This is a genomic window from Mycobacterium sp. IS-836 (assembly GCF_001954275.1).
Taxonomy (GTDB): Bacteria; Actinomycetota; Actinomycetes; order Mycobacteriales; family Mycobacteriaceae; genus Mycobacterium.
This window is the reverse complement of record NZ_MBEU01000013.1, coordinates 30,303-44,947: the sequence shown is the minus strand read 5'-3', so window position 1 is coordinate 44,947 and position 14,645 is coordinate 30,303. Positions and strand designations below refer to the sequence as shown.

Below are 14,645 nucleotides of genomic sequence, written 5' to 3'. Positions count from 1 at the left end.
GCGCGCGGTAATTGAATCGCGGTATCGGCGGATGCCTAGTCGCTTCCCGGCACCGTCTCTGTACGGGCGGCGGCGAGCCGCGCATGGCGCATTGCTTCGCGAGCAAGGAATTCCCGGGAATAGCCGAGCGAGGCTTCCGAGACGATGCCGGGAAGCAGGAGTTCCCAAATCCGAATCAAGCGCTCGCTGAGGTCGCAGACGACGCCTTCTTTTGTGTCGACGGCAGATATCGCGTTGGACAGCAATCGCGCTCCGAACATGGCGCCGACGATCGATTCGCCGACCACTGCCGGGTCGAGGTCCTTGCGGAGGTCTCCCTCCGCGATGGCCCGCCGGGCCTCGGCTGTCATCAGCTGAACCGAAGCCGCGCAGAAGTTCCCGGCCGCTTCGTTGAAACCGCTCAACGTGGCGGTCAGTTGCACGGCCGCGCGGGCGGTTTCGTCCGAAGTCATCACTTCGGCGATCGTGAACGTGCCGTGCAGCAGGTTCTCCAGCCCCGGCGATGACGGCCCGCACGCGTTCCGATACGCGTTGGCGAGCGTGCCGGAGCCCTCCTCGATGATCGCCGACGCCAACGATTCCTTTGAATCGAAGTGATGATAGAGGGCGCCCTTGGTCATCCCCGTGCGTTCGATGATCGTGCCCCACCCGGCGGCCGCGTAGCCGACCTCCCCGAACACGTCGGTCGCGGCTTTAAGAATCTTTCGCCGAGTGGCTTCCGACCTAACCTGCCGCGCCATCGCCCCTAATACCTCCGGGATCTGGTCGGGTGCGCGGATTCGTCAGTCACGTTTCGCATCGCCCCGCAAGACGATCAAAGGTTAACAGCTACGGCGATCCCGGCCGTCGGGTCCGTCTCGGTCTCGTTACCCGGAGTCGGGATCGGTCGAATTGGCGTTGATCGCGAGTGCCGCACGCCGCCTGAGGAATTGCCTGAAGTATTCGACGCGGTCCGGTCGCAGGATTCCGGCCATCAGCAACGCCCAACATTTTTCCAGGTCGAGCAGGAACCGTTCGGGTTGATCCAGGTTGCTGGTTTTTCGCAGCCCCATCTGCAGGGACACGATCAAGCGTCCGACATCCTCCGGGTCGCACCGGTCGTCGATGTCACCCTCGCCGATGGCCTGCTCGACGACCGCGGCCAATGCTTTGACCCAGTCGTCCAACAACCTCTCCTGGAGCCCTTCCGAACGACCGACGGATTCGATCAGGTTCAGCCCTGCCCTGACTCGATCGGTCTTGATGTCCTGTACCGCGATGAGATAGGAGAAATCGATCAGGGTCTCCAGGCCGGAAAGTCCCCGCGTGATCAGGTCTTGGACGGCGGCCGTACCGGCGTCGGTCTGTTGATCGATGATCGCGACGGCCAGCGCGTGCTTGGACTTGAAATGGAAATACATCGCGCCCTTGGTCAGTTCGGCCTCGGCAAGAATGTCGTCGAGGCCGACCTCGTGGTAGGCGCGTTGCGCGAACTGATGCGAGGCGGCCCGCAGAATCTGCCGCCGCGTCGCATCGGCGCGTCCGTCGGGTGGGTGGGTGGTCATCGAAACCGACGACTCAGCGGTCCGCCGCCGCGAGATCGCGATCGCCACCGGTGCCCTGAGCTGCGTCGATCGCCTTCACGTTGTTGATGCCCTCCTCGAGCGGCGCACACACCTGGTTCTTCCAGCGGTCCGAGGCGAACTACTCGCCGGCGTCTCTCGGGCGACGTTTGACCACCTAAGAGGTTATCAGGACGAGGCCCCCGGGCCGTGCAAACCGGCCCCGAGCCCGTCTAGATACCCGCCACAAGGATCCTACCCATTTTTCGTTCCATAAGTATTTTTTATGTGTTATTGTATGATCGTCAGTTTGCATCACGGGGTCGAGCCGCGAGGGGACCGCATGTCGTTCGTCATCACGCAGCCAATTGCGCCGGCGGCCTCGGCGGACGCGCCAAAGGCCTTGGTAGCCGCGATGAGCAGCGGAAACGTGGTCACGGCGGGCCGCCACGACGTCATCACGCCCCACGGTATGCGCCCGGCACGGACCAAGATCCTCCGTCAACGCGCCGAATACCCATCGTCAGCAATATGGCCGTCTACTCATGCTTTGAGTATGTGTGGCTGGGCGACGCTCGTTCGCGAGGATGGTGCGCAGGCTCGGCCGCGGCCCGCCGGAACCCGGTGTCTGCCGTGATCGAATTTGGTGCGCTACCGCCGGAGATCAATTCCGCGCGGATGTATGCCGGGCCCGGGCCGATATCGCTGGCAGCCGCGGCGGTGGCCTGGGACAACTTGGCGGCCGAATTGAATTCCGCTGCAAGCGCTTACCGGTCGGTCATCGCGGGACTGACCACCACACGCTGGATGGGTCCCTCGTCGCTGACCATGGCGTCCGCGTTCGCTCCGTACGTGGCGTGGACGACCGGCGCCGCCGCGCGGGCCGCCGAGACCGCCAGTCACGCGTTGCTCGCCGTCGAGGTGTACGAAGCCGCCTTCGCGATGACCGTCCCGCCGCCCGCGGTCACCGCCAACCGCGTCCAACTCGCGATACTGATCGCCACCAACTTCTTCGGCCAGAATTCGGCGGCGATCGCGGCCACCGAAGCCGAATACGGCGAGATGTGGGCGCAGGACGCCGCGGCGATGTATCAGTACGCCGCGAATTCAGCCATAGCGTGCGAAGTGACACCGTTCACCCCGGCGCCGCAGACCACGAACCCCGCCGGATTCGCCGAGCAGGCGGCCGCGGTCACCCAGGCGAGCGGCATCTCCGGAACATCGCAAGCCAACCTGGCGAGCGTGGTCACCTCGGTGCCCACCGCGCTGCAGTCGCTCGCATCGCCCGCGACCAGCTCGACCAGCACGTTCGCCTCGACCGCGGCGACCGCCGCGACCACTACCGCCGCCTCGACCGCCTCGTCGGATATTTCGAACCTCGTGGCGTCCAACATGCCCGCGTGGCTGATGGCCGCGGCCACCCCGGTGTACGCCATGTCTTCAATCATTGGAATGGCCGCGAGCGGTCAGGGTTTGGCGAGTGGGGCGGCGTCCGCGGCGGGCGCCGCGGGTGCCGCGGCCGCTCAAGGGGCAGCGGCGGGGGCCAGCGCCGCCGCGGCCGGGGCGGGCGCGCTCGGCTCACTCGGGCCTGGTGCGTTGGGCAGCCTCGGCACCGCGGCCTCGCTGGGCCCGCTGTCGGTGCCGGCGAGTTGGACCAGCGTGATCCCGGCGGCGCACATGAGCACCGCCGCGGCGCTGCCCGCCGGCCTCGGTGCCCCGCCCGTCCCGCCCAGCATCTTGGGCTCGCTACCGCGCGCGGCCGCGTCGGGCAAATCGCTCGGGCCGCGGTACGGGGTGATCCCCACCGTCATGACCCGCCCGCCGGCCGCCGGATACGTATAGGCGCCCACATGAACGCAGAGCAGCAGCAGATAGGGCCGAGGGCTTTCCGGAAGGAGTCGTCAGTGAAATACACGCCCACGAAGGTCGCCGGCGTGACGATCATCGACTTCGAACCGCAACGCGACCACCGTGGCTACTCGACGCGGTCGTTCTGCTCACGCGAATTCGCTAATCATGGCCTGCCTTTCGATGCCATGCAGACGGATGTCGTGTTCAGCTACACCCGCGGCACCGTACGCGGTCTGCACCGCCGGGTGCCCCCACACGCCGAGGCCAAGCTGGTCCGGTGCACCCGCGGCGCCGTTGCCACCGCCACGGTGGACGTCCGCCCCGACTCGCGGACCTACGGCGACCACGTGATGGTGGAGTTGAGCGCCGACGACCACCGAGCGCTGTTCTTGCCACCGTATGTCGCACACGGCTTCCAGACCCTGATCGACGACACCGAGGTCAGCTACCAGGTCAGCGGCCAGCCCGCGCCGAACGGCGAGGAGGGGTTCCGCTGGGACGATCCCCAGTTCGGAATCGAATGGCCCCTGCCGGTCACCGTCATCTCCGAGCAAGACGCCAGCTGGCCCTTCCGCGCGTCCGGGCCGGCGCTAGCCGAGAACGCGGCCCGAGCGGGCGGCCTCCACGCGGCCGGACGGGCTGACGATCAACCCCGCGAGACCCCGCGCCATTTGCCCGCCGGCATTCGATCCGGCCTCTCGGCGAGAGCGTAGGTGTGTGATGGCCCTGGACGCGGTGAATCTCGTGCAGCCCGAGCAGCGACGCCAGAGGCGCAAGCCGACCGGCATGATGCCGTTGCCTCCCGACCCGACCGATGTTTCGCCACTACCCGTGCCTGCCGTGTCGTCCACCGTCGGCAATGCCGTGCGTCGCTGGCAGGATCACTATGCGCAAAGCCTGCGCATCAGCGACTCGGTGATCGTCGTCGCCTCGGTATTCCTTGCGCAGTACGTCCGGTTCGGGGAGATCGCGAACACGTCGGGCTACTCGGACCCGGTGATGACGCTGTTCTCCGTTCTCTTCGCGGGGCTATGGCTGTCGTCCCTTGCGATATTCCAAACGAGATCGACGCGAGTCATCGGCGCCGGGATCGACGAGTACCGGCGCATCGCCAGCGCGTCATTCTGGACGTTCGGGATCATCGCGATGGTGACGTTGCTCGCCAAAGTCGACCTGGCGCGCGGCTATCTCGCGATCGCGCTTCCGGTCGGCACCTTGGGATTGCTGACCAGCCGCAGCCTATGGCGCCAGCATATCCGCCGCGAGCGGGCGCACGGCCATTGCCAGACAACGGTTTTGGCGATCGGGGATAGGCAGGCCGTCGCTCACCTCGTTACCGAACTGTCCCGCAATCCGAGTGACGGCTGCGTCGTGGCGGGTGTGTGCATTTCCGGATATGGGCCGCCGCGCGGCGAAACCCTGATCGTCGGGAGCCGTGAAGTCGAGATCCTCGGCGACGAAACCCACGCGGTGGCCGCGGTGCAACGCTGCGGCGCCGACACCGTGGCGGTGACGCGCACGGAGCATTTCGGCGTGCACGGCATCAGGGAGCTGCTCTGGCAGCTGGAGACGATGGACGTCGACCTCGTCGTATCGCCCGGGGTGGTGGACGTCGCGGAAGCGCGATTGACCCTGCGCCTCACCGCAGGATTGCCGTTGCTGCACGTCGAAAAGCCGCAATACGAAGGGAGCCAACGCTTCGAGAAGCAGGTCTTCGACGTCTGCTTCTCGCTGATGGCCCTCATCGCGACAGCGCCGCTTCTCATCGCGGCGGCCATCGCCATCAAGCTGACCAGCAGGGGCCCCGTCTTCTACCCGTCGGAACGGATCGGCATCGAGGGCAAGCCCTTCACGATGTTCAAGTTCCGAACGATGACCGACGGCGCCGACCGGCAGATCGCAGATCTGTTGGCGCTGAACGACAGCGACGGCGGCATGCTGTTCAAAATGCGCGAAGATCCCCGGGTCACGCCGGTCGGCAGAGTCCTGCGCAGGTTCAGCATCGACGAGCTGCCGCAATTCCTCAACGTGGTCAAGGGGGATATGAGCGTCGTCGGGCCGCGGCCCCCGCTGCGCCGAGAAGTCGAGAACTACGACGGCGACGTCAAGCGGCGACTGCTGGTGAAGCCGGGCGTCAGCGGGCTGTGGCAGGTCAGCGGCCGCTCGAACCTCTCGTGGGAAGAGTCGGTCCGGTTGGACCTGTCCTATGTCGACAACTGGTCGATGGCCGGTGACCTCATGATCATCGCCAAGACGGTGAAAGCCGTATTAACGAGCCACGGCGCCTACTAGGCTCGCCAGCCATGAGCGAGCCGACGGCACCAGGTGCGGTCGTGGGATCGGTGCCGCTCGCGCGGATGGCCCACGCGTTCTCGATCCAGCTGATCTGCCGCGTGCTGGGGATGCTGGCGTCGGTGGTTTCGGTGGCGATGACCGCGCGCTATCTGGGGCCCGGGCGCTACGGCCAGCTTTCCATCGCGCTTCTGTTCATCGCGATGTGGACGAGCCTGGCCGACCTCGGAATCGCCACCGTGATCGTGCGCCGCGTGACCTCCGGCCGCGGCGACCTCGAGCGCCTGGTGCGCATCAACAGCGGCCTGGCCCTGGTCTATTGCGTTCCGCTCGCGGCGCTGGCGGCGGTGTCCGGGTTGCTGGTCTATCGCGACCCCGAAGTACGGGTGATGCTCGTCGTACTATCCGGCGCGCTGCTGATGCAGACCATGGTGACCCGATTCGAACCGGTATTCCTTGCCACCGTGCGGTTCTCGGCGGTGGCCATCTCCGACGTCGTCGGCCGGCTGGCCGCGCTGGCCATGGTCGCCTGCCTGGTGGCGACGCGGTCGGACGTCATCTGGTTCGCCGTCGCGCAGCTCATCCCGCCCGCCCTGCAGCTGCTGATCCAGGGCGCTGCCGCGATGCGGCATATCTCGGTGCGCCCGATCTTCGCGGTGCGGGAGTCCGCCGACCTGCTGCGGGAAAGCCTGCCGCTCATCGGGTTTCTGGTGGTCGGGTTGCTGTACTGCAGGGCCGACGGCGTGATCCTGTCGCTGCTGAGCACCCACTCCGAGGTCGGCGTATACGGGCTGGCGTTCACGATCGCCTTCAACACGATTGTGGTGTCGCTGATTTTCCTCAAATCGACGCTGTCGACGGGCACCGAGTTGTTCGCGCGTGACGTCGCCGCCTTCGCCGGCTTCCTGCGCCGCAGCGTCGAGCTGATGTACTTCGTGGCCGTCCCGGTCGCGGTCGTCGGCGCGCTGCTGGCCGGACCGTTGATCGGGCTCTTCGGCGATAAGGCGTTCGTCGCACGCGGCACGCCGACGCTGGCCCTGTTGTTCGTCGCGGCGGCCCTGCGATTCGTCAGCGGCACCCTTGGCCAGGGCTTGGTCGCCAGCCATCACCAGAGGGTCTTGTTCTGGTTGACGATGGCGACCCTGGTGCTCAACGTCGGGCTCAATCTCGCCCTCGCCGGGCGGCTGGGCGCCGTCGGCCCCGGCATCGCGTTGGTGTGCACCGAGTTCTTCAACATGGTGATCAGCACCTGGTGGCTGCGCCGGCGCTGCGGTTACCGTACGCCGGTGATGTTCTTGCTGCGGTTGCTGATACCGACGGGAGCGAGTGTTGCGGTGACGCTGCTGCTCTCGGGCCAGCACGTCGTGCTCATCCTCGCCGCGGCCGCCGCCACCTACCTGGCCACCAGCGCGGCCGTCGGCCCGCTCAGCTGGTCGGACCTGTCCTCCTTGCGGGCCTCGTCGCAGCGGGACCAGCTGGTGGCATGACGCGCGAAATGGACCGGGCATATCTGAAGCGCCCGGTCGGTGCCCCGGCCGCCCTACCATCCGAGCGCCCACTTGCCGTGCTGATCGTCAGCGACGTGAGCGACGCGCCGCTCGAGACGTGCCTGCGCAGCATCGCCGAACATCTTCCGCGACTGCCGGTCTACGTCTACCGGGAAGACGGCGACGGAACGCCCGGTCAAGCGGACCTGCCCGCACGGTACCCGGGTGTGCACTGGGTGCCGGGCCCGCCGAACCGTGGCTTCGCGGCGGCTTTCAACGCGCTTGCGGAGCACGCACCGGGCGACGCCGAACTGTTGTTGCTCAAGTCCCACGCCCGCCTGCTGGGACCGTTGACTCGCACCCGAGAGTTGCTTCGCCAACCGGGCGTGGCGGCGGTCTCGCCGATGGGGACCGCGCCGGGCCGCCAGCCGTGGGACATCGCGACCCGCAACCCAACATTGATCCGAGCGCTGACCGCTAGCACCGGCCGCTCCGGCTCGCTGCGCCGCACCCCGATCTCCCATCCCTATCGCCGCCAACCTCCCGAATCACGAGGCATCAAAGGGTATTTGGGCGGCGCCTGCCTGGCCGTCAACCGCGCGGCCTGGAACACCATCGGCGGCTTCGACGAAGAATTCTTCCGGCACGGCGCGGAGGCCGACTGGCAGACCCGCGCCCGCGCGGCGGGCTGGCGAATGCTGCTGGCCGACGAAGTCGGTGTCGACGAGGGCGATCCGGTGGCCAGCGACCGCGATCGCGACCTGGCGCGCGCCAGCGCCGCCTTACTGCTCGAACACCGGAACAGCGTTCACCACGCCGACGCGTATTTGGCCGGGACCACCCTGTTGGACCGGTTGCGGCGGCCGAAACGCGAGGCGGCCAGAACCGCGGACCTGCCGACGATAGTGATCAGCACCAACCGCCTGGTGTACGGGGGCGCCGAGCGGCAAAAGGCGTTGCTGGCAACGGAATTGGACCGGCGTGGCTACCCGGTCACCATCGTCTGCATGCAACGGTTCGGCCCGTTGATCTCCGAGATTCCGCCTACCGTGCGGGTGGTGCGCCAGCCCTGGTGGGCACCGGCGGTCGACCTCCCCGCGGGCCCGGCGGTGCTCATCACGGCCGACACCAACACCGAGGCGGGGTTCGCCACGTTGTGGCGCGCCGCCGATCGGGGCCGGCGCTGGCTGGTCGCCCCGCACGTTCCTCCCGAGGAAGACCGGCCCATCTACTCGCGGGCCCTGACCGCCGCGATGCGCCGCGCGGACGGCTTCATCGTGCTGGCGCAACGGCATTGGGACATGCTGGCCGCACAGCATCGGCTTTGGGGGCGGCGCTTCGTGGCGCCGAACGGCGTCACACCGCCCGCCGACCCGGCACCCCGGATCCGCCGCGCGGACGAACCGCTGCACCTGGTGATGCTCTCGCGCATCCTCGAGCACAAAAACCCCCACGTGCTGATCGACGCGCTCGGCGACCTCGCCGACATGCCTTGGCAGCTATCGATTTTCGGTGACGGTCCGGATCGGGAGCGGCTGCAGGCGCGCACGCCCGCCGGCTTGCGCGATCGGGTGCATTGGCGCGGATGGTCGGCCGGTCCAGGCCCCGCGCTGGCCGACGCCGACCTGCTCTGCGTCCCCAGCCGCTCCGAGGCCTTCCCGCTGGTGATCCTCGAGGCGATGGCCCGGGCGGTGCCCGTCGCGGCGTCGGCGATTTGCGCCGTCCCGGAAATGCTGGATTTCGGGCGCGCGGGATTCCTCGTCGAGCCCGTATCGGTGCCGGGATGGAGGGAAAACCTGGCGCGCATCCTGGCCGACCCCGACGCGCTGCCGTCGGTGGGGCGACGCGGCTGCGAGCGCATGCACCGGCACTACACGGTGGAGGCCATGACCGACGCCTACGTGGACGCCATCAACGGCGTGCTGTGAATTCAGCTCGGCTGCTTGGGTTTTGCACCCAGGATCTTCGCAACCGTGCGGGGTGAGGTCTTGTGCTGGCCGAATCCGCCGTAGAGAAAATACCGGGGCTCCACGTAGATCTGGTCGATGTCCGTCGGGACGTCCGCAAAATGGTCGGACAGGGCGGTGTCGATGAAGAACGCGTCGGAACCCGAGTGGGAATTGCAGCACACCAGGCGGTAGTCGAAGCGCGCGAACAGCGCGGCGAAGCTGCTCAGCGATGCCCCGAAGTAGTCGTCGGACTCCCAGACATGATCGGGGTCGTAGGCGATCTGGAACTTCACTGGAGGCGGAAACTTGCCGTTGTATTCGACGATGAACAGCTTGGGACGGATGCCGCCCGCCAAGAGCTTTTCGACGAGATAGATGTCGTTGCCGTCGAGGTCCAGGGAGATTACGTCGACCTGCGTGGCGTCGATTCTCTGCAGGCACGACCGGCTCAGGTCGAGGATGTTCTCCGCGGTGATCCACGCCTTTTCGTAGGTGAAGTGCGGCCCGGGCTGGAATGCGACCGCCAGATCCTGGCCGCCGACCCAGAAGCCCTTCCAGCCCAGCGCGGCAAGGATAAGTGTGTTGTTCTCCGTCCCGTCGCCGACACCGAATTCGGCGAAGACGCCGTCGTCGAGCCGGCCGATCCGGCGCAGGATCTCCAGCGTTATCCCGTCCTCGTCGGTCGCGGAAAAACACTTCTTCCCGGCGCGGTTCAGCGGATTGGGATGGTTTGCCTTCACCGATTGGGAATGGTCGAAAAGGATCAGATCCTTGAGCTGGTCCCGCGTTTCACTGCCGAGAATGCGCCGGATCCTTTGCCTCAGCGTCTTTCCCGGCGGGGGTGCCGCGCTTCTGGCCATTTGGAGGTTAAAGCTACCACGCCGAGGGTAAATCACTTGCGCACAATCAATTCCGGACGGTTTTGGCTTGCTCACCGCGCCGAGCGTGCCGTAGTTTCACCAGTGTTCTTCTTCCGCTCTGATATCGCGGAGGATGCTCAGGAGGCTGGATATCGTGCTGTGCCGCATCTGCAGTTCCAGCACCAATCCGGTGTTCACCCATAAGATCCTGGGCAAATACGACTGCAAGTACTATTTCTGCGACAGCTGCGGTGGGCTGCAGACCGAAGAGCCTTATTGGCTCGACGAAGCGTATGCGAGCCCGGTGGCGGCAGCCGATACCACCATGCTGTGGCGCAACCAATATCTGGCGCGCGCGATGTCGGTGCTGCTGTTCTTACTCTTCGATCGCAACGGGCGGTATCTCGACGCGGCCGGGGGCTACGGCGTTTTCACCCGCCTGATGCGCGACGTCGGCTTCGACTACTACTGGACGGACAAGTACTCCCCCAACCTGACCGCACAGGGCTTCGAGGCGGACGACGGTCCGGGTGCGCCGTACACGGCGGTCACCGCCTTCGAAGTGATGGAACATCTCACCGACCCGGTCGCGTTCGTGGCCGAGCTGCTGGAGACGACGGGCACCGACACCATCGTCTTCACGACGGAGCTTTTCGACGGCGGGCCCCCGCCGACGGAGGAATGGATGTACTACGCCTTCGCCACCGGGCAGCACATCACCTTCTATCAAAAGCGGACGCTGGAGCTGATCGGAGAGCGCTTCGGCATGCACTTCCACACCTCCAAGACCCGGTGGTGGTGGCTCGGGGGGATGGGCCTGCACATCTGGACGCGGGCGAAGATCAATCCGCTGGCCTGGCGCCTCCTGGCCTCCCCGCGGGTCACCAACCTCCTCCAAGGCGTGCCGCGACGCGCGCTGGAGACCCGGATGTGGACCGACGCCGACATGTTCCTGCAGGCCGACGGAGAAGCGTGAATTCGCCTCGGGTGCTGTGGCTTTCGCCGTGGACGCGGCCTGCGGTACGCGTTCAGTCCGAGGCGCTGATCCGGCGGGGGGCCGACGTGCTCCTGGTGACCTCCGACCGGCACCCGGAGTCGGACGCCGCGCGGGACTACGAGTTGGTGCTCGATCCGCGATTCAAGACCGCCGCGACGTGGCCCCCGACCGTCAAGGCGTGGCGCCGCGTCCGCCGGTTCCGGCCCGACGTCGTGATCGCCGAAATCGTCCGTGATCCACGCTGGATCGCGCTGGCCGGCCGCACCCCACGGATCCAGGTGGTGCACGACGACAATCCGCACGACCCCGACGAGGAGCGGCCGTCCTACGAGCGGGCGGTATTCGACCGCTGGGGCGCCCGCTCGGCGGCCACCATCACCTACTGCAACTACGTCGCGGCCGCCGTCGCGCAGCGCCGCGATGTCGCCGGCACGCCGGTGCATGTCGTGCCGCTCGCCAGCGACATCGACCCGCCCCGGGTGCCGCCGTTCGTGGGGGCCGAAGGGCGCCACGACTTCGTCATGTTCGGCCGGCTCAACCCCTACAAGAATGTCGACGTGGTGCTCGAGGCGTGGCGGCGGCATGTCGTCGGCGGCGGCTGGCGCGGCGACAACCTGGTGCTCATCGGCGACGGGACGCTGGACGCCGGGGCGCTGCCCAAACACACCCACTGGCGCAACGGCAGTTACCGCTACGCCGATGTGATCCCGACGCTGGCCGCCGCGAAAGGTTCGGTCTCGCACTACCGGCGCGCGTCACAAAGCGGCGTGCAGGTGCTCTCCATGCAGCTCGGCGTCATGCCGATCGTGTCCGACGTCGGCGGTCTGCCCGAATACCAGCCGCCGGGCTGCGCCCCGGTCGGGGTCGACGACGTCGCCGGGCTCGCCGCCGCGTTCGATCTGCTGGCCGACCCGTCCGTCGCGGCACAACTGGGAGCGGGGGCGGCACACCACTACGCGCGCCGATGCGCCGTCGAGCACGTCGCGGATCGTTTTCTGGAAGTTATCGCCGAGGTGTTGTCCGCTCGGCGTTGACCCGCTCAGGCTGTCCTGGAATCCGGTGGCCCGCAGGCGATTCGGGCGCTAGCGACGTGCTCGGCGAGCCGGACCCCGAGGGCGATGCCAAGCAGCGTCGGGTTGGCCTGGCTCGATGTCGGCAGGACGGACGTGCTCGCGATGTACAGCCCGCGCACCCCGTGCACCGCGAGATTCGGATCCACCACCCCGTCCTGCGCAGTCTCCGACATCCGAGTGGTTCCGACCTGGTGGAAGCCGGCATACCCCTTCATGAACGTATGCACCGACCGCTCGACGTCGTCGGTCAGCCACTCCACGCGGCCGACACCGTGACTGCGCAGCTGCTCGTCGATCAGGGCGATGGCCTTGCGCACACTCTCGTAGTCGGCGTCCGAGAAGTGCATATGGGTCCGGATCCTGCGCATGCCAAGCGAATCCCGCTCGTCGGTGAGCTCGACGCAGCTCTCCCAGTGCGGAAGATGCTCGCCGTGGTAGTGCAGCAGATACCGATTGTCGGCGCTCTTGACGAAGAAGCCGGGCGCCTTGCGGCCCCTGCGGAGGAACCGGGCGTAAGGGAATACGATCGCGAATCGAATCGAACCGAACAAGTCTCGCACGATGTTGCGCAGATGCGCCCGGATCCGCGGTGATCCGTCCGTCTTGGTGTGCGCCTCACGAATCGCCCGGGCGAGCAGGAACCGGCCGAGCGGGGAGATCAACGTGAGGTACACGCCGGACAGGATCCCACTTCCGTGAGCCGGGTCGCTGATCGGCGGATTCACCAGCCAGACAGCGGCATTCGGCATCCCGGTATCGCGGAGCAGCTGTGGGTCGAAGGTAAAACGCCGCCGCAAGTACACGCCCTCGTTGTCTCGCTCGTAGGCATGGATCACCTTGTCGGTGGCGAAGTGCACGCGCGCCACGCGGGCCTCGACGTGGGACATGTACCAGCGTCCGAGGTGCCCGCCGGCGTTGCCCAGGCCGGCCGGATGGTGGCGATCCGACGCGAGCAGCAGGCGAGTCGCTTCGAGTCCGCCGGTCGCGATGATGTAGTCGTTTGCGACGACCCTGCCCGCCCGGCCGTCGAGCGTCTTGACGACGAGGTGGTCGACCGAATCCCCGGCTTCGGTCGTCACGATTTCGGTGCACGTCAGGCCGGTCCACAACGTAAGGAGGGAGGCGTCACGCAGCGCGGCCCGGTACTCGCGGCCGAAACGTGTTGGGGCCCAGCGCTCCAGATCCGTCGTGCGCACCGCGCCGTCGGGCAGCCCGGCGACCAGGTCGTCGTTCGCGATCTCGGGGATTTCGCGCGCATTGAATATGGCCTGACCGCATCCCACCCAATCGCAGGCCCGTTGCCGGTAGGGCTCAATCTCTTTGTCCGCGATCGGCCAGGGCGCCTGCGCGGTGATCGGCCGGTCCTCGAAATCGATGGGATCGAACTTGACGCAGCGGCCACCCCAGAGCGCACTGGTCCCGCCGACCTGTCGGCGGACCGTCAGCTCACTGCGCGAATGGAAGTAGTCGTCTTGGCGCGAGTCCAGGGTCGCCAGCTCCTGCGCCGCGCGGTCTGTACGCGCGAGACCGCTTTCGATGAGCGCCACTTGCACGCCCGATCCGGCAAGCTCCAGCGCTGTCACAATGCCGATCGGCCCGGCCCCCACGACGACCACATCGGTCTCGATCTCCGTGCCGGCGACGAATTCCTTTGGGCCGCGGATCATGCCGCGAACCCCGCTCGAAACTCCTCGACCAGGGTGTGGAACCGGTTCGAGGTCTCCGCGTCCGGCGGCGACGAGACGGCGGCCGCGGCTTCGGCGACCCGGTGTGGCTTGGTGGTGCTGAAAAGTATTGCGGGGCAACCCGTTGCGGCGGCGGAGGACCCGAGGATCAGTTTTGGGAGCACGCCGGGGGCCAGCGGATCCATCTGGAGCGCCTCGCGCCACCGCTGCGCCAGCAGTGCGTCCGCACGCAGCGCCGCCGAGAGTGCCGCGTACGGCCGGTTCAGCACGCCGAACGCGAGATCGGCCGGACGCGGCGGCGGATTGAGCAGATCGGCGCGAAGCTGGCTCACGCCCTCGGGCGCGAATGCGCCGGCGAAATCCACGTCGAGCCCCTCGTCTTGGGAGACGCCCCACGCGCGAATCTTGCCCTGCCGGCGGGCGCGCTCGAAGAATCGGCGAAGTTCATCGCCGACGATGGTGTCTCCCGGCCGCGGGCCGTGGACGAACAGGATGTCGACGTAGTCGACGCCCAGCGCCGCGAGGCTCTGATCGAGGCTGCGTTCGGCCATGTCCGCGTCGTATAGCCGGGCGGTCGCGGGTCTGTTCGCGCGTTGCTTGACGGCGCGCCGGAGTCCCGGGGCTTTTCGCAGCAGCGCGCGCGCCGGAGCCTGATAGCGGCCGAGACGGCGGGCCGCGCCGCCGACGTCGATGCCGAACTTGGTAGCGACGGTGACGCTGTCGCGCTTGACCGTACGCAGGAACAGCCCCAGCTCCGCCTCCGCCATGCCAAGCCCGTACATCCGCGCGGTGTCGAAATGGGTGATCCCGCAGTCGACCGCGTTGCGGAGCACAGCCATGCGGTCCTTCCGGGACGGCGACTGCATCAGCCCGCCGCATCCGAAGCCGACCGCACTCAGTGTCAGCTGCG

12 protein-coding genes and 1 pseudogene are annotated in these 14,645 nt (G+C 67.2%); 7 read left to right on the top strand and 6 right to left on the bottom strand.

The features are described from left to right. Positions 1 to 35: 35 nt before the first annotated feature. From A5747_RS06555 to A5747_RS25030, 3 genes are all read right to left on the bottom strand, one after another. Positions 36 to 740 (bottom strand): TetR/AcrR family transcriptional regulator, encoded by a 705-nt coding sequence (locus tag A5747_RS06555; RefSeq protein WP_076122850.1) that lies wholly within the window; start codon positions 738 to 740, stop codon positions 36 to 38. 126 nt (positions 741 to 866) lie between these two features. Beyond that, positions 867 to 1,544, bottom strand: a complete 678-nt coding sequence (locus A5747_RS06550; protein ID WP_076122890.1) for a TetR/AcrR family transcriptional regulator — start codon at positions 1,542 to 1,544, stop codon at positions 867 to 869. Positions 1,545 to 1,856: 312 nt separating this feature from the next. Beyond that, positions 1,857 to 2,000, bottom strand: coding sequence for a hypothetical protein (locus tag A5747_RS25030; RefSeq protein ID WP_158070254.1), 144 nt, complete (start codon positions 1,998 to 2,000; stop codon positions 1,857 to 1,859). A gap of 174 nt (positions 2,001 to 2,174) precedes the next feature. On the opposite strand from A5747_RS25030, the gene A5747_RS06545 reads away from it, so the two are divergent. The 5 genes and pseudogenes from A5747_RS06545 to A5747_RS06525 all read left to right on the top strand — a co-directional run bounded on the left by A5747_RS06545 (position 2,175) and on the right by A5747_RS06525 (position 9,099). Further along, the gene (locus tag A5747_RS06545) at positions 2,175 to 3,383 is read left to right on the top strand and encodes a PPE family protein (protein ID WP_076122849.1); all 1,209 of its coding nucleotides are present in this window, start codon (positions 2,175 to 2,177) and stop codon (positions 3,381 to 3,383) included. 62 nt (positions 3,384 to 3,445) lie between these two features. Further along, positions 3,446 to 4,000: pseudogene (locus A5747_RS06540) on the top strand (dTDP-4-dehydrorhamnose 3,5-epimerase family protein); the annotation flags it as partial. 112 nt (positions 4,001 to 4,112) lie between these two features. Next, positions 4,113 to 5,684 (top strand): sugar transferase, encoded by a 1,572-nt coding sequence (locus tag A5747_RS06535; RefSeq protein ID WP_076122848.1) that lies wholly within the window; start codon positions 4,113 to 4,115, stop codon positions 5,682 to 5,684. An 11-nt stretch (positions 5,685 to 5,695) separates the two neighbouring features. Then, complete coding sequence (locus A5747_RS06530; RefSeq protein WP_076122847.1) at positions 5,696 to 7,171, top strand: oligosaccharide flippase family protein; 1,476 nt, start codon at positions 5,696 to 5,698, stop codon at positions 7,169 to 7,171. Continuing rightward, on the top strand, positions 7,168 to 9,099 hold the full coding sequence (locus A5747_RS06525; RefSeq protein ID WP_076122846.1) for a glycosyltransferase: 1,932 nt from the start codon (positions 7,168 to 7,170) through the stop codon (positions 9,097 to 9,099). Before A5747_RS06530 ends, A5747_RS06525 begins: the two co-directional genes overlap by 4 nt. A 2-nt stretch (positions 9,100 to 9,101) precedes the next feature. Here the strand turns inward: A5747_RS06525 and A5747_RS06520 are convergent, their stop codons facing one another. Beyond that, positions 9,102 to 9,980, bottom strand: a complete 879-nt coding sequence (locus tag A5747_RS06520) for a hypothetical protein (RefSeq protein WP_076122845.1) — start codon at positions 9,978 to 9,980, stop codon at positions 9,102 to 9,104. A gap of 133 nt (positions 9,981 to 10,113) precedes the next feature. On the opposite strand from A5747_RS06520, the gene A5747_RS06515 reads away from it, so the two are divergent. Both A5747_RS06515 and A5747_RS06510 read left to right on the top strand, forming a co-directional pair. Continuing rightward, positions 10,114 to 10,956, top strand: coding sequence for a class I SAM-dependent methyltransferase (locus A5747_RS06515; protein ID WP_076122844.1), 843 nt, complete (start codon positions 10,114 to 10,116; stop codon positions 10,954 to 10,956). Positions 10,957 to 10,967: 11 nt separating this feature from the next. Beyond that, positions 10,968 to 12,011, top strand: coding sequence for a glycosyltransferase family 4 protein (locus A5747_RS06510; RefSeq protein ID WP_076122843.1), 1,044 nt, complete (start codon positions 10,968 to 10,970; stop codon positions 12,009 to 12,011). A gap of 5 nt (positions 12,012 to 12,016) precedes the next feature. Here A5747_RS06510 and A5747_RS06505 read toward each other — a convergent pair whose 3' ends face one another. Further along, entirely contained in the window at positions 12,017 to 13,717 is a 1,701-nt protein-coding gene (locus A5747_RS06505) for an FAD-dependent oxidoreductase (RefSeq protein WP_076122842.1), read from the bottom strand. Further along, a complete protein-coding gene (locus A5747_RS06500; protein WP_076122889.1) occupies positions 13,714 to 14,640 on the bottom strand; it encodes an aldo/keto reductase in 927 nt (308 codons plus the stop codon). Before A5747_RS06500 ends, A5747_RS06505 begins: the two co-directional genes overlap by 4 nt. Positions 14,641 to 14,645: the final 5 nt, after the last annotated feature.